22 protein-coding genes are annotated in these 20,441 nt (G+C 42.3%); 5 read left to right on the top strand and 17 right to left on the bottom strand.

Going from position 1 to position 20,441, the window contains the following annotated elements:
- Window positions 1-49: 49 nt before the first annotated feature.
- The 4 genes from NSQ34_RS17675 to NSQ34_RS17690 form a co-directional block, all read right to left on the bottom strand.
- Window positions 50-1,861, bottom strand: coding sequence for an NEAT domain-containing protein (locus NSQ34_RS17675; RefSeq protein ID WP_342500981.1), 1,812 nt, complete (start codon window positions 1,859-1,861; stop codon window positions 50-52).
- Window positions 1,862-1,880: 19 nt separating this feature from the next.
- A complete protein-coding gene (isdC, locus tag NSQ34_RS17680; RefSeq protein ID WP_046312772.1) occupies window positions 1,881-2,534 on the bottom strand; it encodes a heme uptake protein IsdC in 654 nt (217 codons plus the stop codon).
- 20 nt (window positions 2,535-2,554) lie between these two features.
- Window positions 2,555-3,013, bottom strand: a complete 459-nt coding sequence (locus NSQ34_RS17685; RefSeq protein WP_254001486.1) for an NEAT domain-containing protein — start codon at window positions 3,011-3,013, stop codon at window positions 2,555-2,557.
- A 369-nt stretch (window positions 3,014-3,382) separates the two neighbouring features.
- On the bottom strand, window positions 3,383-3,715 hold the full coding sequence (locus tag NSQ34_RS17690) for a helix-turn-helix domain-containing protein (RefSeq protein ID WP_034281352.1): 333 nt from the start codon (window positions 3,713-3,715) through the stop codon (window positions 3,383-3,385).
- Window positions 3,716-3,892: 177 nt separating this feature from the next.
- On the opposite strand from NSQ34_RS17690, the gene NSQ34_RS17695 reads away from it, so the two are divergent.
- Genes NSQ34_RS17695 through ribD form a run of 3 tightly spaced genes read left to right on the top strand, consistent with a single transcriptional unit; the run spans window position 3,893 to window position 6,603 of the window.
- Complete coding sequence (locus tag NSQ34_RS17695) at window positions 3,893-4,747, top strand: VOC family protein (RefSeq protein ID WP_254001487.1); 855 nt, start codon at window positions 3,893-3,895, stop codon at window positions 4,745-4,747.
- Window positions 4,748-4,763: 16 nt separating this feature from the next.
- A complete protein-coding gene (locus NSQ34_RS17700; RefSeq protein ID WP_034281353.1) occupies window positions 4,764-5,525 on the top strand; it encodes a GTP cyclohydrolase II in 762 nt (253 codons plus the stop codon).
- On the top strand, window positions 5,512-6,603 hold the full coding sequence (ribD, locus tag NSQ34_RS17705; RefSeq protein ID WP_254001488.1) for a bifunctional diaminohydroxyphosphoribosylaminopyrimidine deaminase/5-amino-6-(5-phosphoribosylamino)uracil reductase RibD: 1,092 nt from the start codon (window positions 5,512-5,514) through the stop codon (window positions 6,601-6,603). The genes NSQ34_RS17700 and ribD overlap by 14 nt, the downstream gene beginning before the upstream one ends.
- A 44-nt stretch (window positions 6,604-6,647) precedes the next feature.
- On the opposite strand, the gene NSQ34_RS17710 is transcribed toward ribD, so the two are convergent.
- From NSQ34_RS17710 to NSQ34_RS17740, 7 genes are all read right to left on the bottom strand, one after another.
- Window positions 6,648-7,016, bottom strand: coding sequence for a VOC family protein (locus tag NSQ34_RS17710; RefSeq protein ID WP_254001489.1), 369 nt, complete (start codon window positions 7,014-7,016; stop codon window positions 6,648-6,650).
- A 312-nt stretch (window positions 7,017-7,328) separates the two neighbouring features.
- On the bottom strand, window positions 7,329-8,162 hold the full coding sequence (locus tag NSQ34_RS17715) for a polysaccharide deacetylase family protein (protein ID WP_254001750.1): 834 nt from the start codon (window positions 8,160-8,162) through the stop codon (window positions 7,329-7,331).
- An 80-nt stretch (window positions 8,163-8,242) separates the two neighbouring features.
- Window positions 8,243-8,572, bottom strand: a complete 330-nt coding sequence (locus NSQ34_RS17720; protein WP_024423898.1) for a PTS lactose/cellobiose transporter subunit IIA — start codon at window positions 8,570-8,572, stop codon at window positions 8,243-8,245.
- A gap of 19 nt (window positions 8,573-8,591) precedes the next feature.
- Window positions 8,592-8,915 (bottom strand): PTS sugar transporter subunit IIB, encoded by a 324-nt coding sequence (locus NSQ34_RS17725; protein WP_254001490.1) that lies wholly within the window; start codon window positions 8,913-8,915, stop codon window positions 8,592-8,594.
- A 12-nt stretch (window positions 8,916-8,927) separates the two neighbouring features.
- Window positions 8,928-10,361, bottom strand: a complete 1,434-nt coding sequence (locus NSQ34_RS17730) for a glycoside hydrolase family 1 protein (protein ID WP_041118248.1) — start codon at window positions 10,359-10,361, stop codon at window positions 8,928-8,930.
- Window positions 10,362-10,392: 31 nt separating this feature from the next.
- Window positions 10,393-11,703, bottom strand: a complete 1,311-nt coding sequence (locus tag NSQ34_RS17735; protein ID WP_061110267.1) for a PTS transporter subunit EIIC — start codon at window positions 11,701-11,703, stop codon at window positions 10,393-10,395.
- Between the two features lie 89 nt (window positions 11,704-11,792).
- Complete coding sequence (locus NSQ34_RS17740) at window positions 11,793-13,751, bottom strand: BglG family transcription antiterminator (RefSeq protein ID WP_254001491.1); 1,959 nt, start codon at window positions 13,749-13,751, stop codon at window positions 11,793-11,795.
- Between the two features lie 136 nt (window positions 13,752-13,887).
- Between NSQ34_RS17740 and NSQ34_RS17745 the strand changes: the two genes are divergently transcribed.
- Window positions 13,888-14,103, top strand: a complete 216-nt coding sequence (locus NSQ34_RS17745; protein ID WP_254001492.1) for a hypothetical protein — start codon at window positions 13,888-13,890, stop codon at window positions 14,101-14,103.
- A gap of 48 nt (window positions 14,104-14,151) precedes the next feature.
- Here the strand turns inward: NSQ34_RS17745 and NSQ34_RS17750 are convergent, their stop codons facing one another.
- From NSQ34_RS17750 to NSQ34_RS17775, 6 genes are all read right to left on the bottom strand, one after another.
- Window positions 14,152-14,577: a DUF5082 family protein gene (locus tag NSQ34_RS17750; protein ID WP_254001493.1), complete on the bottom strand. Its 426-nt coding sequence runs from the start codon at window positions 14,575-14,577 to the stop codon at window positions 14,152-14,154.
- A gap of 289 nt (window positions 14,578-14,866) precedes the next feature.
- Window positions 14,867-15,130: a YwqI/YxiC family protein gene (locus NSQ34_RS17755; RefSeq protein ID WP_034281361.1), complete on the bottom strand. Its 264-nt coding sequence runs from the start codon at window positions 15,128-15,130 to the stop codon at window positions 14,867-14,869.
- Between the two features lie 37 nt (window positions 15,131-15,167).
- Window positions 15,168-15,593, bottom strand: a complete 426-nt coding sequence (locus tag NSQ34_RS17760; protein ID WP_041118256.1) for a DUF5082 family protein — start codon at window positions 15,591-15,593, stop codon at window positions 15,168-15,170.
- A gap of 296 nt (window positions 15,594-15,889) precedes the next feature.
- Entirely contained in the window at window positions 15,890-17,296 is a 1,407-nt protein-coding gene (gene nhaC / locus NSQ34_RS17765) for a Na+/H+ antiporter NhaC (protein WP_034281362.1), read from the bottom strand.
- 144 nt (window positions 17,297-17,440) lie between these two features.
- On the bottom strand, window positions 17,441-18,862 hold the full coding sequence (aspA, locus tag NSQ34_RS17770; protein ID WP_024423908.1) for an aspartate ammonia-lyase: 1,422 nt from the start codon (window positions 18,860-18,862) through the stop codon (window positions 17,441-17,443).
- 28 nt (window positions 18,863-18,890) lie between these two features.
- Entirely contained in the window at window positions 18,891-19,880 is a 990-nt protein-coding gene (locus NSQ34_RS17775) for an asparaginase (RefSeq protein ID WP_024427527.1), read from the bottom strand.
- A gap of 205 nt (window positions 19,881-20,085) precedes the next feature.
- Here NSQ34_RS17775 and NSQ34_RS17780 point away from each other — a divergent pair, with 205 nt between their 5' ends.
- Complete coding sequence (locus NSQ34_RS17780) at window positions 20,086-20,433, top strand: helix-turn-helix transcriptional regulator (protein ID WP_065214960.1); 348 nt, start codon at window positions 20,086-20,088, stop codon at window positions 20,431-20,433.
- Window positions 20,434-20,441 lie beyond the last annotated feature (8 nt).

Below are 20,441 nucleotides of genomic sequence, written 5' to 3' on the forward strand. Positions count from 1 at the left end.
AGAGTGGATGCGCCAGCATAAATGGCGCATCTCACATAAAATAAACAGTCTATCTTGTCCGTGTTTGATATTTTCTGACGAGTACGAATAACGACCCGCCGAACAAAAGAATATACATCCAAAGAAGAGAGGTATCTCCCGTTTTCGGATTCAGCTGTCCAGACTCAGATTTGGTTTGATCATCTGATGGCGTAAATGTCATCTGCTCCGCACCCGTTTCCTCAGGTACTGCATTCTCAAGTTGATTCGTTTGAGAATCGTGATCATTTGGATTTTTGATAAAGCCGATACTCTCATCGTCTCCAATGACCGTTGAAATTCCGCTTCCCTCACCGAGAGCGATTCCTTTTGTGTCATAGACGAGTTTGACATCGTACTGCTCATGGTAGTTCGCAGCTGGAATATCAATTTTTACGCGTGCAGCCTGAGCTCCACTTAAACTTTTTGCTTCATATTGAATGACGCGTGTATCTGCTTTTTGATCTGTCTTCGCGACAAGTGTCTCCTCAAACTTTCCGCCTGTTCCTACTTGGAATGACGTGATCGCTGAGCTGTTCTTCACTGTATATGAAACGAAATGGCGGCCATTTTTTACAACCAGTGTCGCAGGACTCACGACGTAATCGTTCATACGAGAAAGCTCATCCTTGTCTGCTTTCTTCATTGAGAAAGGAAGCTTGTATACACCATCTTTTAGCTGAGCCGTCTCTTGATTTGCTCCGCCGTTATTTGTTTCTGTTGTTGGTGTGTTTGGTTTTGGTGTTTCTGGTGCAGCTGGTGTTTCTTCCTCTACCACCTGCCCGTCCTTCACTGGAGCGATACTTGTTGAATCAAATTGAAAACGAATATCGTAGGTTTGGTCATAGTTAGCAACTGCTACTACAATGTGTACTTTTCCTTTTACCGCTTTTTTCAAATCATCTACATCAAATGAAACCACTCTTGTGTTTTTTGCTTCATCCTTGCTGACTGTTTTGGCTTCTTGATAAGAACCGTCTTTCTCTGTTTTCAAAGAAGCGACAGACTTATGGTCCTTCACCGTAAAGGAAATGGTTTGCTTTCCATTTTTGACAGTTAAGGATGCAGGGTGTGAGAAGTAATCACTCATTCGAGATGCCTCATCCGTATCCCCTTTTAGTACACTGTAATTGATACGATATACGCCATCTTTTAATTGATTTTGCGCGGAATCATCTGGTTTTGTGCCATTGTTATTACCTGGTTTTGTCGGTTGATCGTCTGGCTTTGTACCATTTTGATCATCCGGTTTTGTTTCGTTATCGTCTGGCTTTGTACCGTTTTGGTCATCCGGTTTTGTTTCGTTATCATCTGGTTTTGTACCGTTTTGGTCATCCGGTTTTGTTTCGTTATCATCTGGTTTTGCAGGCGTAACGAGTGTGAGGCTGCTTTGATCGAATGCAAGCTGTACGTCATATGCTTCGTCATAAATAAAGCCGCCTAAATCCCAGTAAATTTTCACCCAGCCGTTTAATTTCGCTGATAAGTCGTCGACATTAAATTTGATCACACGTGTATTGGCTGTTTCGTCCTCACTGACCGTTTCAGTGGTAACGAGAGCACCATTTTGTTCGACCTTGAAATCTGTTATTTCTTTGCTTTGCTTCAGTGTGACATAGGCTGTTTTCTTGCCATTTTCCACAATCAGCTTAGCTGGCTTTTCTGTATAGGTATCCATCATGGACGCTTCTGTGCTGCCATTTTTTAAAACGGTGAATCCAACTGTGTATTCACCATCAACGAATGATGCCGCTTGAGCTGTTCCTTGAGGAATCTGAAACGCAGTCAACAAACTGAATAAAACGAGCAGAATGGCTGCCTTTAGATGAAAAAGACGTTTCAAATGGTGACACTTCCTTCCGTTAATGCTTGATGATCCACTTTCTTGCTAAAAACCCGCCTGAACATAAGACAAGCACAAGGAGCCACCCTGTCTGGCTTGTATCACCAGTTTGAGGATTTTCTTCTTGTTTCGTTGTGGATGAATCAGCTTTGTTCGTTGATTCTTTTGATGGCTGCTGACTTTCTGCTGCACCCGCTGATTGATTTGCATTGTTAGACGAAAGTGACTTGATGCTGCTTTCATCGAATTTCAGCTGAATGGTGTAATCATGATCATAATCAGCAGATTTCACAGTGACATGAATTTTTGACTTGATTGGTTTAGACAAGCTTTGAGCTTGGAACTGAACGAGCCTTGTATTGGCTTTTTTATTTGTTGAGAGAACGGTTGTATCGACATAGCCGCCATTTCCCGGTACTTTAAATTCCGTTACCCAGCTACTATTTTTAATTGTCATTTGTATTGTCAGGTTCCCATTTTTCGCTATCACTTTTGCTGGTTTTAGCCAGTAATCATTTGCCATTGAGACCGCATTTCCTTCAGCTTTTAGCACTGTATAATTGACGGAGTATGTACCATCCTTTAATGCGGCAGCCTGTGCGTTTGAAAAAGGCAGCATAAGTGCCAGTAAAAAAACCGCCATGAAGACTGACAGCCTCATTCTTTTTTTCATCAAGCGAATTTCCTCCCTTTCTATTGAACAGATGCCGCATCAAACTTGAGGCGAATGTCGTAATTGCCTGTATATCCGATAGCCGGTACAGTCACACTCACTTTTGCTGGTACGGCCTCAGTCAGGCTGTTCACATTGAATTCTACTGTTCTCTTATTCGCAGCTGTATTTGTACTGATCACCTTCGCATCTTTATAGACACCTTGATCGAGCGTTTTAAAGCTGGTGATCCAAGAGCTATTCGTTAACGTGACTTGCGCTTTGATTTTTCCATCCTTTACGACAAGCTTGGCTGGTTTTTCGAAATACGTATTCGCTGTTGAATTCGAATCGCTATCAGCTTTCCATACCACATATTGCGCTGAATATTGACCATCTGCTAAGCCAGCTGCTGAGGCTGAGCTAACAGGAGCTAGAGCAAATAATAGAACAAAACTAAGGAATAATAATACGGGTGACGTTGAACGAATGACTTTCATGTGAGCCCTCCTAAATGATATTGATAATTATTCTCAATAGACAATAAAAAAAATAACCTTCATAAGTGCTGGAACACACTTATAGATGATTATGATAATCATTATCAATTGAGTTGAAAAAATAAATCTTTGCTTCCTAAAGTCAAAGATGTCTGCTTCTAAATGATGGATGGATAAGAGTTTTAGGCAATCTGTCCCATTCATAATACCATGGCATAACCTCCATTCCATTACAGGGAAAAGAACCCTCTTCTCCTTGATATTATATAATGGGTGAAATAATTGTCAATATCATTTTTCATACTATTGTCTTAGTTTTCTGGAAAATCACACAAAAAAATTTCGATCAGACACACTGATCGAAATCGATTAAGAAGGAACATGTTCCTCTATTTTGCTGTTTTTACGCTCTAAAGACCATGCATACATTTCACGAATAATCGGTTCAGTTTTCTTTCCTTGCACTGTTAATTCGTATTCTATCCGCACTGGAATGTCGGGATATACTTTTTTCTCAACAAGTCCCTCAGCTTCTAAATCCTTCAGCCTTTCTGATAGTAATCTTCCGCTGATGTTCATTTCATTTTCAAGCTGACAAAAACGCTTAGGCCCTGTCAGAAGCTGATTGATGATGAGAATGACCCACTTCTTGCCTAGAATCTCCATGGCATCTGTAATTGGGCAGCCATCTACTTGAGCCATATCTTACTCCCTCCTGCTTTTTTCTCTTTTTTTCATTATAACATAATTAATTACTTGAAATAAGTCACTAACTATTATATAGTTTAGTTACTAAAAGTAACAAGGTATTCATTTTTTATAGATTTTCAAAAACATTTGAACATGCCGATGCATATATCATGAAGGAGATGACCGAGCTTGAAGACAATTGAGCAGCTAAGGTTGGGTGTGACAGAATTACATGTATCCAGCTTTGATCGTTCTTTACCTTTTTATACAGACATTTTAGGATTTACTATATTAGAAAAAACAGATTCCACGGTGACACTTGGCAGCAATGCAAAGGAACCGATTCTTTTGTTAAAAGAAGATGCACAGCTCAAAGAGAAGCCTGATCATGAGCCAGGACTTTATCACTTTGCTGTTTTATTACCTACCAGAAAAAACCTGGGCACATGGCTGGCACATGTGATCAAAAAAGGCTATCCTTTAATTGGAGCAAGCGATCACTTTTTCAGTGAAGCCATTTATTTAAGTGATCCTGACGGCATTGGCGTAGAAATTTATGCTGACCGTCCTGAGGACATTTGGGTAGGTGAGCATGGAGAACTGAAAGGTGGCGGAAATGCACCGCTTGATGGAGATGGACTTCTGCAGGAAGCCGCTGATACCACATGGGAAGGACTCCCTGCGGGCACAGTGATGGGACACTTGCATTTCCATCTCAACCCAGAAGAAGCAGATTCCTTTTATGTCAATACGCTCGGTTTTCATATCCGAATGGCTCCACCAGCAAGCGTATTTATCGCTGCTGGTGTGTACCACCACCACCTTGCCTTTAATGCATGGGGACGCGGACGAAAAGGAGCCATTGATCCACGTTTTTCAGGAATTAGAAGCTATACACTGGTTTTCCCAGAAGAAGCAGACAGACAATCCGTCATCGAACGCCTGACAAAAGCAGGCACTCAAGTCAACACGACAGGAAAAAGCAGCGAATTTGTTGATCCATTTGGCGTTCTCGTTCGTTTACAGATTGAAGAAACAGACTAAAAAGAAGGTGCAGAATATGGACAAACACACAGAGCTTAAAACAGCCATATTAAAAGATAAAATCAAACGAGTACAGCAAGAAGACGGGTATATATATATCACTGGACCCATTAAACTGCCAGTGAATTTAGACGGCAGAACTGTCATGTTCAACTGGTATTCATGGTTAAAAGACGATGGAAGAGAGCCATTGTCAGATGAAGCTTTAATTGAAAGCCTCTCGTCCCGCCAGCTTGCTGATCATCAGCAGTCAAGCGTTCTAGTATACGGGGATTTTGAGCAAGCTGACGAAGCCCTTATCCGCATGCATTCCATTTGCCACACTGGCGATATTTTCGGAAGCAAGCGCTGCGACTGCGGATTCCAATTGAAGCAGTCTATGCGAATGATCGAGGACAATGGGGCAGGAGCCCTGTTTTACTTAGCCAATCATGAAGGCCGCGGCATTGGTCTTTTCAGTAAAGCCATGGCTTATATTCTTCAAGAAAACGGCTACGATACAGTAGAAGCGAACGAAGCACTTGGTTTTGAAGATGACACACGTCAATATGAAGAAGCCATTGCCGTTCTTCAAACACTTCGTACAAAGCCAGTCAGACTCATTACCAATAATCCGAAAAAGACAGATGCGATCAGCCATGCAGGTTTATCTCTTTCTGGACGCATTCCGCTTTGGGGAGATGTCTCTGAATTTAACGAAAAATACTTGCAGACAAAAATCAACCGCTCAGGTCACATGAAGGCGGAGCAAGAGGTGCGTACGATTGCCACATCATGAGCGATATATGAAGCTAGCCCTTGATAATGCACGGGCAATGAAAGGTCAGACATCTCCGAACCCGCTCGTCGGGGCTGTGATTGTGCGAGAGAATGAAATTGTTGGAGTCGGTGCTCATATGAAAGCCGGTGAACCACATGCTGAAATTCATGCACTCAACATGGCCGGAGACAAAGCAAAAGGAGCCACTATTTATGTGACCCTCGAGCCTTGTTCCCACCATGGACGCACAGGCCCTTGCGCGGAAGCACTTGTAAAAGCCGGCGTCGAAACTGTTGTCGTGGCAGCACTTGATCCGAATCCGCTTGTCGCTGGCCGCGGGATTGCCATTTTACAAGACGCAGGCATTCAAGTCATCACGGGCGTACTTGAACAAGAATCCATTCTGATGAATGAAGTATTTAATCACTTTATTACGAAAAAAACACCTTTTGTGACGCTCAAAGCAGGCATTACCTTAGATGGAAAAATCGCCTCTGCCACGTCTGACAGCAAGTGGATTACATCTGAGACATCCCGTTATGACGCTCACCATATCCGCAGTATCAATGATGCGATTTTGGTCGGTGCTCAAACCGTCATTCACGATGATCCTTCATTAACTGCGCGGATTCCAAATGGGAATAATCCGATTCGAATTGTCTTAGACTCTAAGCTGTCAACACCACTGACAGCAAAGATCGTCACGGATCAGATGGCACCTACATGGATCTTTACAACAAAGCAAGCCGATAAGGAAAAACGAGCGGCTTTAGAAGAAGCTGGCGTCCGTGTCTTCATGACAGACAGCGACACGCGGGTGCCCCTGAAAGAAGTGCTTCAAGTGCTGGGAGAAAAAAATATCTCCTCTCTCATGATTGAAGGCGGCGGCCAGATTAACGCCTCATTCTTAGAGCAGCAGCTGGTAGATAAACTCGTCATCTATATGGCGCCTAAGCTCATTGGAGGACGACTTTCCCCTTCCTTTTTCGGAGGCGAAGGCATACGCCTCATGAGTGATGCCATTGAACTGGATCAACTCACCGTGGAACCAATCGGAAAAGATATTAAAATAACGGGCTATCCCGTTTATCAATAACAAACAGGCTGTCGAGATTTCCTCAACAGCCTTCTTTTTGTCTTCTAGTCTCTTCTCTCTAAAAACTCAATTCGATTCCCAAAAGGATCTTCTACATAAAACCGATTGACTCCCTCCAATGGCTCATCTTCTCTTATACGAATGTGATGCTTCAATAATGCTTCTTTTAATTCCGATAGACTCTTTACAAGAAAAGCTGGATGAGCTTTCTTTGCAGCTTGAAAATGTTCCTGAATGCCAATGTGAAGCTGATGATGACCGCATTGGAACCAGACACCTCCGCGTTTAGCTAGATTACTAGGCTTAGGTATTTCTTTCATCCCTAAAATTTTGCCAAAAAACAAACGAGCTTTCTCTTCACTGCCTTTTGGGGCAGCTAGTTGAACATGGTCGATTCCAAAAAAGTTTGACATATTCCTTCTTTCTTTCTTTTCTCAATTGGTTTTTCTATGTAGGGTTTCTTAAGTTTTGCGTTGCTGAGCAATATTTGATTCTCACTTCATTGGCGGGCTTGATACTTTGAGTCTTTCATTGAGGTGTTTCTTACGATGTAGGGTTTGAATGACAATTTTAAAAAACAGAACTCCCCTGGTAATGAAAGTTCTGTCTATCTAAGTGTCTCTTATAATAACAGTTGAAACCAAGACATATCATGTCAAGGTGTATGGGCGGTGATTCATTTTGGTGAAACTTGGCGAAAAATGTTTCATGTGAAACATTGATCGTTACTTCCCTTCTACCAGCCTGCCAAAGCTTTCTGGTGAAAGTCCCGGTGAAATACGGACGCGGTGCAATGACATCATGCCTTGTTCCTTCTTCGCATGTCCTGGTTCAGTGGTGACAGCCATTTGATATCCGGCTTCCTTCGCCAGCTTCAACGTCTCTTCATTATAGCGCCCGACAGGATAGCTGACCATTCTCGTACGCTGAGAAAATCGCTGATCGAAGAATGTCTTTGATCCTTTTAACTCCTCTTCCTGCTGCTGCTTTGATAATCGATTGAGCTCTAAATGATGAATCGTATGACTCTCAATCGATATCCCATGTGCCATCATCTCGTCCATTTGCTCATCCGTTAAGTGATTTGGACGGCCAATGGATTGCTCAATCATGAAAATCGTTGCTTTCATTTCATACTGCTTTAAAATCGGAAATGCCTTTGTATAGTTATCCGTATATCCATCATCAAATGTAATGAGGACACTCTTCTTACTTGGCATCGAATTTGTTGTGAAAACGCGGTACACCTCTTCTGGCGACAGTGTGACATAGTCGTTGTCCTTCAGCCATTTCATATGAGTTGCAAATTCGCTCTTTGGCACACGTAACGAGTTGCCGCTTGAGATACTATGATACATCAAAATCGGAAGCTCGACCGGCTCCTTTTGCTTTATCCAGCTTTTTGTCTCTATCACTGCCGTTTCTTTTTTCTGCTGAATGTCTTTTGTTTGTAATCGACCCTTTTCCTCTTTGATGACTTGCTGGCTTCCTCCCGCCTGCTCCTTCATTCCCATACAGCCCGAAATGAGCAGCAGCATAAGACCAATCGTCATCAGCATACATGTTTTCTTCATTCACCAATCCTGCTTTCTCTTTATCTACCGAATGATTATAACAGAAATTGGTTATTCATTGACAACTATTTTGACAGGGTATTCATTTTTTTACACATTTCGATCATTTCGATGGCGAGCAGATGAATGGTCTCTGTTGTGAGCATTTGATCTTCTGCGTGTATGAGCAGTAAAGAAAAAGGAAGCTGTTCACCTGCCGCTTCTTTTTGAATCAGCGACAGATGCAGGTTGTGGATGCTTCGAAACGCTTCCTCCCCTTTTTCGATCAACTGCTGCGCTTTTTCAAAATCATCCGCTCTTGCTAGACGAATCGCTTCTACATAATGACTTCTTGCCTCGCCTGCATGGGCAATGATTTGAAAGGCTGCTCCCTGCATTTCCTCTAATACCGTCATCTGCTTCTCCTCCAATTATTCAAGATTCATTTACTAGTTTCAGTGCATGCTCTAGAATTTTTTCTCCGTTTGCTGTTCCGTATAATCTTACATTGACGACATCGACAGGTATTTGATAGGGAGCCGCCGTTTTTTCAGCTGCTTTTTTCATAAAGCTTACTTGCGGTCCAAGTAAAATCGCCTGTACATCCTCTCCATGCTCTTCTAGTTCATCTGCAATGGCTCCTTCAGGTATAGCATAAATATAGTAATCCAGCCCTTTAGCTTCTGCGGCAGCCTTCATTTTGGACACCACAATAGACGTTGACATTCCTGCTGCACAAGCGAGAATGATTCGTTTCATTTCTCATCACTCCTATTGATAAATGACTTCTGTTTCAACCTGCAGTTCCCTTGTTTTGATTAACGTCTGGTACCAATACGCAGATGCTTTCAGCTGACGATTTCGTTCATTCTCCAGCTGGATTTCGACTAATCCGTAGCGGTTTTTAAAGGCATTCATCGGCGATACATTGTCTGTAAATGCCCAAAGCATATAGCCTGTGCAATTTGATCCTTCTGCTTTCGCTTGAAGTGCCCGTTTCAAATGCTGGCTGATAAATGAAATGCGATACTGATCATCAATGATACCGTCTTCAGTTTTAAACCGTTCTTCCTTTTCTACACCCATGCCATTTTCGGCCACAAACCACTCAATATTTCCGTATTCTTCTTTTATTCTCATCCCCATATCATAGACAATCTTCGGGTAGATTTCCCAGCCTCTGAAAGGATTCATTTTTCTCCCTGGAAGCTCAAACATATCGTAATAATAGGATGGATGAAAAGGCGTCCCTTCGTTCCAAGCCTTACTCGGTGCCTTGACACGATGCGGATAGTACAAGTTAAGCCCAACAACATCCACCGTATGATTCTTGATGATCTGAAGCTCTTCCTCTGTGGAATCGAAAAGAATATCATGCTTTTTCAACACATCGATCAGTTCCTCTGGATACTCCCCTTTGATGGAAGGATCTAGGAACACTCGATTAAAAAACAAGTCATACATACGTGCCGCTTCTTGGTCATGGGGAGCAGACGATCTTGCATACGTCACTTCTGGATTGAGAATCACGCCGATTTTGGCTCCTGCCGATTCCTTCAAACCCATCTCCTGAAACAGCTTCACCACTTTTGCTGTTGCCAGCGCTTTATGATAGTTCCACTGCATCCATTTCTTCGTATTTTGCTCAAACGGATATCGTATCGCATCTAGATAAACACGTGTCTGAACAACAATCGGTTCATTAAAACTAAACCAATGCTTGACTCGGTCTCCGTAGCGTTCAAACACCTTTTCTGCATAGAGAACAAACAGCTCGACAACATGCTTTGATGACCATCCGCCGTACTTCTCAAGCAAAACAGCAGGAAGTTCATAGTGCTCTAAGCAAAACATCGGCTCTACACCTGCTGCGATTAATTCATTGATCAGATCATCAATGTAACGAGCATAGGCCTCATCCACTATCCCATTCTCGTAATCTATGAGAAACCTCGACCAATTGATCGATGTCCTGTAATGTGTCAGCCCAATCTCTTTCATTAAGGCTACATCTTCAGGGTAGCGCTCGTAAAAGTTTGTCGCACCAGCAGGACCATAGCCTTCGTGCCACACGTGATATCCTTCCTTATACCATAAGTCGATGTACGAGTCCTGATGCGCCCGCTTTCCCTTCCATCCCTCGGTCTGCCAAGCAGAAGCCGCAGCACCTAGGATAAAATCACTTGGAATCTCAATTCTGTTCATGTCGCCGCCTCCCTTTTCTTCGTCTGAATGTTTATTCTGAATCTGGTGCTGCTTCTGGCTTGCGGTTAGACAAGAGAACAAACGGTAAATAGATGAAAACAGCAACCACAATACAGATAAGCTGTGTGATGACAGCGCCCATACTGCCAGCGGTGGACAGCCATGCATTTACAAGCGGCGGTGTCGTCCATGGCACCATCACGACCGCTTTTCCAGCGAATCCTGTAGCCGTCGCAATATACCCAATCGTACCTGTCACAAGGGGCGTGACGATAAATGGGATCGCCATCACAGGGTTTAGCATCACAGGTAATCCAAAAATAACGGGTTCATTGATGTTGAACAGTCCGGGTCCAGATGAGAGCTTGGCAATGCTTCGCATCTCTTCCCTTCTCCCAGCAATAAAAATCGCAATCAAAAGACCAATGGTCACACCTGAACCACCGATGCTCATATACACATCCCAAAACGGCATCGTGATGATATTCGGGATCTCTTTTCCCTCTTGAAATGCTGTCATATTCACTGCAATCGATCCTAATAAGAGCGGCTCCCGGATCGGCTTAATCATCTGGTTGCCATGAATGCCGATCACCCAGAAAAATTGCGCCACAAACATCAACGTTAAAATCCCAGGCAGCCCCTGTACAACACTTTCTAACGGACGCTGCACCACGTTATACACTGCTTCATGCAGATAAATGCCTGTCAACCGGTGAAATGCAAAGCCAAATGAGCTAATGATTGTAATTGTAATGATCGATGGGAAAAGTGACGAAAAAGACGTTGCCACATTCGACGGAACCGAATCCGGCATCTTGATTTGCAGCCATTTCACCTCGGTCAGCTTACAAAAAATCTCCACAGATACGATCGCAATGATCATCCCTAAAAATAAGCTTTTTGGATCAGAAAATTGTCTTGCCAACACGTCAACAACCTCACGCATCGATCCATCGACTTCAAGAAGAAGTGTCGTTGGAATAACAGATATAAATGAAATCAATGCCATCAATCCTGGGAACAGAGACTTGTGACCGTTGATTTTCCCAAGCTCAATCCCAATGAGGAACACAGCCCCAATGGTTAAAAAGTTCAGTGTGGCATAATTGATTGCCTTCATAATAGGCTGAAGCTCTGCTAAAAACCTGAATATCTCAAAATGAGCAAGCCCTGTTTCCGGGCTCATGATCATATTCGCCACCAGTACAGCAAAAGCTCCTGTAATGATGATCGGCATCAGTGTGACAAATGCCTGTTTAATCGCCATAATATATTTCTGGTTGGTGATGCGATAAGCCACATGCCCCATGACATCTGCCGCTTTCTCCTTGAAGCTCATGATCCGTCTCCCCCTTTGCAAAAACTCGTGATCATCCTCCTTTTTGATGTTATTTTAAAAGCGCTTTCATTAACATCTAATCTTTTTCCTCACAGATGCGGAAATGGGTGCCGCGTTTTTTCATTTGGATGCTCCAATACTTGAAGCGCAGCTGTCAGTTCTTCAAATGAAGCGGCTTTGATGAGCTGTTCCACCACTTCCTTCCGTTCTGTCAGCCGCACAAGAAATTGATAAAGCGACTGTAATTCTTTTTGATACGTCTTCTGGATGCTTAACAAGCATACGACTTGTACTCGATCTTCTCCCCACAGCACCGGCTTTTTCAACGTACAGATCGCACAAAATGTGTCATCAGTTGCCGGCTTAATTGGATGAGGAATCGCAACCAAATGACCGAAAGATGTGGGTGACACTTGCTCTCTTTCTAGCAATAATTGTTCAAACTCGTCTGGGATTCGATGCTGCTCCTTTAGCACGTTCACGAAAAATTGAAGAACCTCTTCCCTTGATTGGAGATCTTGCTGAAAAAATGTCAGCGCCGGACTCACATACCGCAAAACTCCTGTATCCTGTGAATTCTTCACAAATCGTTTCAGCCGTACAATATCATCGTCACTTAGAATCGTATGTACATCAATTACTGGCACCGGCAATGTATTCTGAAGCGGAATGGTACTAATAATAAAATCAATGCTTCTCAAATCATACGAAGGAAGTTCCCCGACACTTGCAGTTCCAGCGATCTCCAGCCTTCCGCTAAAAGCCGCCGTGAGCTTATGAAGAAGAAGCTGACTGCTGGCGACACCCGTCGCACACACAATAAGACATGTCTTTCTCACATGCTGTGATTTTGTCCGCTCGATTGCAGCCCCAATATGAAGTGCCAAATATCCGATTTCATCCTCAGGAATCTCAACACCCTCTTTTTCCTTCAGCCATCTGCCCATATAAACACCCGCCTCAAACGCAATGGGATAATACCTTTTAATGTCTGGTAAATAAGGATTTCGGATGTTCATATCGTATCTAAAACGATGAATGGCTGAACGCAAATGAAGACTTAAACCAACGATCAGCTCCTTATCAAACTGAATATCAAGTGACATGTGCTCCTCTACATAAGCAAGCAATTGGTGAGTGAAACGAAAATGATCTTCGTCCAGCAGATGAAATAGCGTATGGCCAGCCTCTCCATATGCCATCATCTTTGCCCCCATTAAGTGAATCGCGATGTACGCCATTTCTGATAGCGGAAAATCAATCGATAATACGCAGCGAATATCTTCAGCCATTTGTTGAGCTACCTGGAAAACTGGCTGCACTTGAATTTCTCTCAATTCCGCTTCTGGCATCTTGACCAGCTTTTTTTCTTCAATTCGTTTGCATGCGATAGCAATGTGGGTTACTAAATTACTTAAACCGATTTCTGATAGATGAAGTCCGGTGGCTTTTGTACGTGAACGCACGATGTCCTGAATCAATTGATAAGTTTCTTCAGGTAACAGTGCAGCGTTCGCGTGCTCCTGCTGAAACACATGCTCTGCCATACAATATCTTAATTTCATTTCATCGCCTGTCAGACGCATTCCATATTTAGGCCGGTGCGATATAGAAAGTCCATGCAATGAAAACAAGTGCCTGACAGCTTTCAAATCATTTTTCACTGTAGATTCACTCACAAATAATTCCTCTGCCAATCCCTCTAATTTGATATAGTCTTCTGACAGAAGCAGCCTTTTCAATAGATAAGCCACACGGTCCTCAGGCTGATTGGGAATGAACGGTTCCTTTTTCTCATTCCTATCTCTCAGTGACTTTTTCAAAAATGTACGAAATGCTCCATAATCTTCAACGCTCAATGTATACCCTGCCCCGCGTTTAATATGCAGTGCGGCACCATGTTCTTCTAAGATCTCTTTAAGCGCTTTCATATCTGTTCGAATAGTTCGTGATGTGACTCCGATCACACGGGCAATTTCTTCACTTGTCAGTTCCTGCTCCGCTTGCATCAATCGTTTCAAAAGCTCCTCCTGACGTAGAGATAGCATGGGCTCTCCTCCCTTGGCATTTACTTTTGCCTATCATCATAAACGAAAATAGAACTCTTTGCCCAGTATTTCTTTCAAATCGGGAACCTTGATATGGCTCATTCGTATGAATATGAAACTAGAGGAGGGATGCATTATGGGTACTTTTATGTTTGTTGTCATTATCATATTAGCTTCTTTAGGAGCCATCGTTGCCAGCTTGTTCACACCAAAGGATAAACGTGCATCTGCTAAGCGTTCTGCACATCATAGCTCAACGACAAGCACTTATACTGATTCGTATACCCATCACGCTTCTGATGCCTCCTGTGGGAGTGATTCAGGCGACAGCGGCGGTGGTGGATGTGATTAAACAAAAAAACAGCCGCCCTTTTATGAGTCGGCTGTTTCATTTATGGTTTTAAAGAGCTTTCCAGCCCCGTTCAATCAAATGTTTAACATCCTTTGCAAAATCCTCGCCCTTTTCCATCACGTCCTGAGCTCTTCCTGCAAAATTACTGGCTACGGCCAGCTCCATTTTTTTCAATTCAAAGTGTAAGATTTTTTGATCAATCTCTGTTATATATTTTTCATATTCATTGTTGACGATGTCATGCATCACGCTGTAAGCGTCTTTCCGATGGCGATGAAAGTCGGTCCCTCTCTTGCCTTTCCATGACGAATCTAGTGCAGGCTTCTTGATTTCTTTGATATCTGACTGGGCAAGATCTTGTTCTGTTTGAATATTGCTTTTGGCTGTCTTTAACCGAGAGATCATTTCGTCAAATTCTGCACGTTTGTTCTCAATTCCCATATGCAGATGGTGCAGCATCTCGGATAAACTCATGTCATCCACCTCTATCTGACCTCATACGAAAGCATGGCGTGAGCGCCTTTGGAAACCAACGAATCACATGATTTTTCCAATCCTGATATTTCTATCGTTTTGCTTTCATTAAGTATAGTATAAGGCGAAAAGCCTCAGCCTTAAATAGGGAAAAGGTGTCCTTTTAGTGACGCATTTGGAAGAAAAACGGAATAATACAAGGTCTTACACCCCTAATTTAATATGAGTCTTTAAGACTATAATTATACACCGCGTTAAATGTACCTATAAATAAAAGCGAGTGTGCTGATTATTTTGCAGCAATCGCTTCGTCTTGTTCTTTTAATGTTTTCACGTTAGAACGTGTATCCTGAACATTTTTAATTAAGGCTTCTTTAAAGCTTGAGACCATTTCGCTCACTTCTCTTTCACGTGCCGTCCACTTAGTTACAAATTCAAGGCTGTTTTCACCCGCTTTATCTGCTGCTTTTTTCATCGCTAAAGCTTCTACGGCTTGGGAGACTTCATCTAGTTTATCCATGACTGTTTGGTAGTTTAACTTAATTTGTCCCATTGTGATTTCCTCCAGATTTGTTCAGCATGACGCTCTCTTACAAGCTGCTCCATGCTTTTGAGATCAAGCGTTTTGCGTCCTCTACTGCGTCTTCTCCTTTTTCAGCAAGACGTGCGGCGTCTCCAGCTAAGGAACTGGCAAAGGATAACGCAGCTTGTTCTGCTTCTAATGTACTGATTTTGAATTCGATGCGGCTCACGTAGCGTGGGTATTTATCGTTCACGATTGTTTGCAGCGCATCATGTGCTTCATTTCGGTCTGTTTTGAAATCCTGGCTTCGCTCACCTTTCCAAGAGGTCCCAAGCTTTGGCTGCTTGATTTGCTTTAAATCTGTTTCTGCCGCATCTTGTTCACGTTCAACCTTGCTTTTCGCCTTTTTGAGTCGAGCAATTTTCTCTTCAATTTCTGCTTTTTTATTTGAAATGCCACCGTTAAGGGCAGACAGCATATCCGATAAGCTCATATGGGTTCCTCCTCCTGTCCAAAAATAAAAACGCTGCTTAGAGTCCCTCTAAACGAGCGTAAGGTGAATAGCACTTTTTCCAATATTGTTATTATAAGGTTCAAAGACTCATGTTTGAATAGGGATTTGTGCCCTTTTTATGGGATAAATATGCTTTCATTCTGCTTTACACCACCCCTTTCGACCTCTTTTATTGGAGGTCTAAATTCCTGTTCGTTTGTTATATGCCACATATAGTCTCACAGTCCTAGGACAAACAAAGCCGCCCCCGTTCAGGAGCGGCTTTTGCAAACGGCTTATGAGGCCGATTCTTCTCTTTCTTGTTGATCTTTCACGTACCAAATGAATTTACCCGTATATCCGTAAATGATCGCAAGACCAATGGCGACAAAGCTTAACCACATAAATGGTAAATAAGAGAATGTCGATACGCCAAGAATTCCTGCCATGTAAATACCGTTATCTGACCATGGAACCATACCAGACGTAAGCGTACCACCGACCTCAGAGTTTCTGGATAAAACTCGTCTGTCTAACTTTAATTTATCGTAGCTCTTTTCCATAATTTTTGGTGTAAGGATTAACGATACATACATCGCACAGCCAAAGATATTGGCGAAGAACGCAACAACGAGTGTAGACAGCGTTACATTCCCTGCATTATGTAATTTTTTCTCAAATGTCGCGACGATAACTTTTAATACGCCTAAATATTCAAGTACTCCACCGAAGCCAAGTCCCAGGATAATAACCACTAGAGACCCTAACATATTAACGATACCACCGCGGTTTAACAATGTATTTAAGAATTCTACATCTGAATTAATAGAGAAACCATTATAAGCTGTACCAAGTGCATCGGCTGGATTCATTCCTTGGAATGCCATTGCCCAAACTGCGCCAAGAAGCGCACCAATCGCAATAACAGGCATTGAAGGCTTTTTCAAGACAAGTAATAGCACAACAATAAGCGCCGGAATGATCATCCAAATATTAATCGTGAATGTATCTTGCAGTGCTTGTTTCAAAAACTCTACTTTTCCTTGATCAATATTTTTTCCGCCATACATAAACCCGGTAATTGTAAACATAATAGCAGTTATGACAAATGCAGGTATGGATAAGACCATCATTGCTCTAACATGTGCGAGCACGTCCACTTTTGAAAGTGAGGAAGCAAGCACAGTACTATCAGATAAAGGAGATAACTTATCGCCAAAATAAGCTCCAGATAAAACAGCACCAGCCACGATAGGTAATGGAATTCCCAAACCTTCACCAATCGCTATCATGGCAATACCTGCGGTTCCAACTGTCCCCCATGATGTTCCTGTAGCAACAGACATAATGGAACAGATAATCAGTGTAGCTAGTAAGAAAATATTAGGATGAATAAATTCCAGTCCATAATAAATTAATGTGGGTACCACTCCGCCGGCAATCCATGTTCCAACAAGTGCACCTACAGCAATTAAAATCAAAACAGCCTCTAGACCATTCGATATCCCTTTTGTAATGGCGTTTTGAAGATCTTTGTATGAATGCCCCAATCGAATACCTAAAGCAATAACCATAAACCATGAGATAAACAATGCTAACTGAATATCTAATTTGAAGTAAAGAGTAAAAGATAAAACAATCGCTAAAAACAAGCCAAGTACAGCTACGACTTCTAAAATAGATGGTAGACGTGGTGATTTCAATGTTGTTTCCTCCCTTTGTGCGTGCGTTAAGCGTTTTCAAAATATTGTGAAAAAAGTGTGTCAATTCGAAAGAAAGTGAATTGCCTGTTTTTCTCTTTTTCACAGGCAATTCCACATATTAATAAAATAAAATTTTTGATATTATTATCGCTCTAGGAGCTCTGCACCTGCAATGCCAGGCTTTGTCATCTCGAATGGATTTAAGATAATATCAAGTTCTTCTTCCGTTAAAACATCGTACTGCAAGCAAAGATCTCTGATCGATTGTCCTGTTAAAATGGCTTCTCTTGCAATTCTAGCGGCTGCTTCATAGCCTAAGTGAGGGTTCACGGCAGTGATCACGCCTGCACTTTTTTCTACATATTCTTTCAAACGTATTTCATTTGCTTCAATGTCCGCTAAGCAATGATCTGTGAATGAGCGGAATCCGTTATTCATTATACTAATAGATTGAAGCAAGTTAAAGACCAGAACAGGCTCCATCACATTTAACTCAAGCTGGCCTGCTTCAGAAGCAAGACAGATCGTGTGGTCGTTCCCAATGACTTGGAATGCGATTTGGTTAATGAGCTCTGCCATGACTGGATTGACTTTCCCAGGCATGATAGATGATCCAGGCTGGCGGGCTGGCAATGCGATTTCAGCAAGACCTGCGCGCGGACCAGATGCCATTAAGCGAAGGTCATTGGCAATCTTAGACATGTTCATCATACATACTTTTAAAGCGGCGGATACTTCTGTGTAAGCATCTGTATTTTGCGTTGCATCCACAAGATGCTCTGCGCCTACAAGAGGAAGACCAGATATATCAGCGAGCTTCTTCACCACGATTTCAATATAACGAGGATCTGCGTTTAAGCCTGTCCCAACTGCTGTTGCACCCATATTGACTTCATATAAATGCTGTTTTGATTGGTTGATCCGCTTAATATCACGGCTCAGCACGCGGCTGTAAGCTTCAAATTCCTGTCCCAAACGGATTGGAACAGCATCCTGAAGGTGCGTACGTCCCATTTTGATCACATGATCGAATTCTTTCGCTTTCTTTTGAAAGACGTCCTGCATGACTTGCATCGTTTCAAGCAGAATATCTAACTGCTTGAGCACAGCAATGTGGATCGCCGTTGGGAATGAATCATTCGTTGATTGCGACATGTTCACATGTGTGTTTGGGCTTAAATGGATGTATTCTCCCTTTTGATGTCCCATGATTTCTAGTGCTCTGTTTCCAATCACTTCATTGGCATTCATATTCATGGACGTTCCTGCGCCGCCTTGAATTGGGTCGACAATAAAGTACTCGTGCAGCTTGCCTTCAATGACTTCATCAGACGCTTGAACGATGGCATTTCCAATTCCCTCATATAAACGTCCAACTTCCATATTGGCTTGAGCTGCTGCTTTTTTCACGATGGCAAAGGCTCTGATTAGTTCCTCGTGCATCCGATATCCTGTAATCGGGAAATTCTCTTTTGCACGAAGGGTTTGAACCCCATAATACACGTCTGCTGGAATTTCTTTTTCACCAAGAAAATCCTTCTCATAGCGATAAGTTGCTTGAACCATCTCTTATGACCTGCTTTCTATAGAATAGTTAAATCACTAAATCTTCTGCGATTGGCGTTTCCATAATCTTTTTGACTTCTCTTGGATCTGTTGTTTTGCCTAGTGCCCACATCAATTTCGGCACGATAGCTTCTGTATTCATATTTCTTGAACGTGCCACCAATTCTTGATTGATCTTGCGTCCTACCTCATACACACTCATATCTTCTCCTTCTTCAAGACACTGAGTGGTGATGACAACAGAAATGCCTTCTTCCAGCAATTCGTTAATCTTTTCTAAAAGGTTTCTTCCTTCGAAAGGAATTCCGCCGCTGCCGTAGCTTTCAATGACAACCCCTTTGTACATGCTTTTGACTGCATCTAAAAACTCGGGCTTCAGGCCTGGGTGCAATTTTAACAGACACACATCTGTGTTCAAGGATGCATCTAATTTAAGCGGTTTCATTGGTGTTCTTTTTACTTTGCTATTGTATTCAATTTGATGGTTTTCAATTGATGCAATATATGGGTAGTTAATGCTTTCAAATGCATCGTAGCTTTTCGTTCTTAGTTTGATCGCACGTGTTCCTTGGATGACCCTGCCATCAAACACGACATACACGCCGCCAACACCGTCACATGCAAAGCGAATCGCATCTGTGATGTTTTTCTTCGCATCTGTTTTCTTAAAAGTAATCGGAATTTGTGAACCTGTAATCACGATCGGCTTATCAGGATTTTGCAGCATATAAGACAGCGCTGCTGATGTATAGGCCATTGTATCGGTTCCGTGAGTAACGACAAACCCGTCATACTGATCATAATTCTCATAAATGGCTGTTGCGATATCAACCCAGTATTCAGGCTGCATATTTGTACTATCTATACTCATTAGGGACTTTGTGTCCATTGTATATTCTGCATTAATTTCGTTTAAATAGCTCAAAAGATCCTCAGCTTTAACACCTGGAGCTAAACCATTTTCACTCTCTACAGATGCAATCGTCCCACCAGTCGTTAAAAGCAATAATTTCTTCAACAGGTCCACCTCTTTCGTAAAATTACTTCGTTTGTCACACATATTATAAGCTAGCTTGTGCTATTCTATAATATACGCTTTACGCGTACCTTCATTGCCATTATAGTCACATAACGCGAATTAATCAAGAAATTGTTACGCATAACGCGTACATTCTATGTCAAAATATGATATACTGTTGTTGTAAATAAAGGAGCGTTCATGTATGATACTCGATCGTTTAACCACCCTTAGAAAAAAGAAAAAATGGTCTCTCCAGCATACGGCAGATCGCCTAGGTATCGCCAAAAGCACCTATGCCGGTTACGAATCTGGGTACCGACGACCTTCGCTTGAAGCAGTGAAGCTGCTGGCTGATTTGTATGATACGTCCATTGATTTTTTACTTGGTAGAACGGACGAGCCAGAGATACAACGCAAAATCTCTGATATCAAAATTGAACTGACGGAAGCAAAAGAAGGAACCATTTATGTAGACGGCGTTCCCCTAAATGAAGAAGAAATCAAACAGCTTGTTGCCTTTATTCGGGCGAAAAACACTCTAAAAGTATAAACACAGAA

It is taken from the genome of Bacillus sp. FSL P2-0069 (assembly GCF_038593315.1).
Taxonomy (GTDB): Bacteria; Bacillota; Bacilli; order Bacillales; family Bacillaceae; genus Bacillus; species Bacillus safensis.

Excerpts from the sequence above, each read along its gene's own strand:
- NSQ34_RS17745 (WP_254001492.1), top strand. The coding sequence starts at position 13,888 with ATGGGTACTTTTATGTTTGTTGTCATTATCATATTAGCTTCTTTAGGA.
- NSQ34_RS17700 (WP_034281353.1), top strand. The coding sequence starts at position 4,764 with ATGGACAAACACACAGAGCTTAAAACAGCCATATTAAAAGATAAAATC.
- NSQ34_RS17750 (WP_254001493.1), bottom strand. The coding sequence starts at position 14,577 with ATGAGTTTATCCGAGATGCTGCACCATCTGCATATGGGAATTGAGAAC.
- NSQ34_RS17720 (WP_024423898.1), bottom strand. The coding sequence starts at position 8,572 with ATGACGGTATTAGAGGAAATGCAGGGAGCAGCCTTTCAAATCATTGCC.
- NSQ34_RS17725 (WP_254001490.1), bottom strand. The coding sequence starts at position 8,915 with ATGAAACGAATCATTCTCGCTTGTGCAGCAGGAATGTCAACGTCTATT.
- aspA (WP_024423908.1), bottom strand. The coding sequence starts at position 18,862 with ATGGTTCAAGCAACTTATCGCTATGAGAAGGATTTTCTTGGTGAAAAA.
- isdC (WP_046312772.1), bottom strand. The coding sequence starts at position 2,534 with ATGAAAAAAAGAATGAGGCTGTCAGTCTTCATGGCGGTTTTTTTACTG.
- NSQ34_RS17730 (WP_041118248.1), bottom strand. The coding sequence starts at position 10,361 with ATGAACAGAATTGAGATTCCAAGTGATTTTATCCTAGGTGCTGCGGCT.
- NSQ34_RS17690 (WP_034281352.1), bottom strand. The coding sequence starts at position 3,715 with ATGGCTCAAGTAGATGGCTGCCCAATTACAGATGCCATGGAGATTCTA.
- NSQ34_RS17780 (WP_065214960.1), top strand. The coding sequence starts at position 20,086 with ATGATACTCGATCGTTTAACCACCCTTAGAAAAAAGAAAAAATGGTCT.
- NSQ34_RS17755 (WP_034281361.1), bottom strand. The coding sequence starts at position 15,130 with ATGGGACAAATTAAGTTAAACTACCAAACAGTCATGGATAAACTAGAT.
- NSQ34_RS17740 (WP_254001491.1), bottom strand. The coding sequence starts at position 13,751 with ATGCTATCTCTACGTCAGGAGGAGCTTTTGAAACGATTGATGCAAGCG.
- NSQ34_RS17685 (WP_254001486.1), bottom strand. The coding sequence starts at position 3,013 with ATGAAAGTCATTCGTTCAACGTCACCCGTATTATTATTCCTTAGTTTT.
- NSQ34_RS17735 (WP_061110267.1), bottom strand. The coding sequence starts at position 11,703 with ATGAGCTTCAAGGAGAAAGCGGCAGATGTCATGGGGCATGTGGCTTAT.
- NSQ34_RS17760 (WP_041118256.1), bottom strand. The coding sequence starts at position 15,593 with ATGAGCTTATCGGATATGCTGTCTGCCCTTAACGGTGGCATTTCAAAT.
- NSQ34_RS17710 (WP_254001489.1), bottom strand. The coding sequence starts at position 7,016 with ATGTCAAACTTTTTTGGAATCGACCATGTTCAACTAGCTGCCCCAAAA.
- NSQ34_RS17715 (WP_254001750.1), bottom strand. The coding sequence starts at position 8,162 with ATGCTGATGACGATTGGTCTTATGCTGCTGCTCATTTCGGGCTGTATG.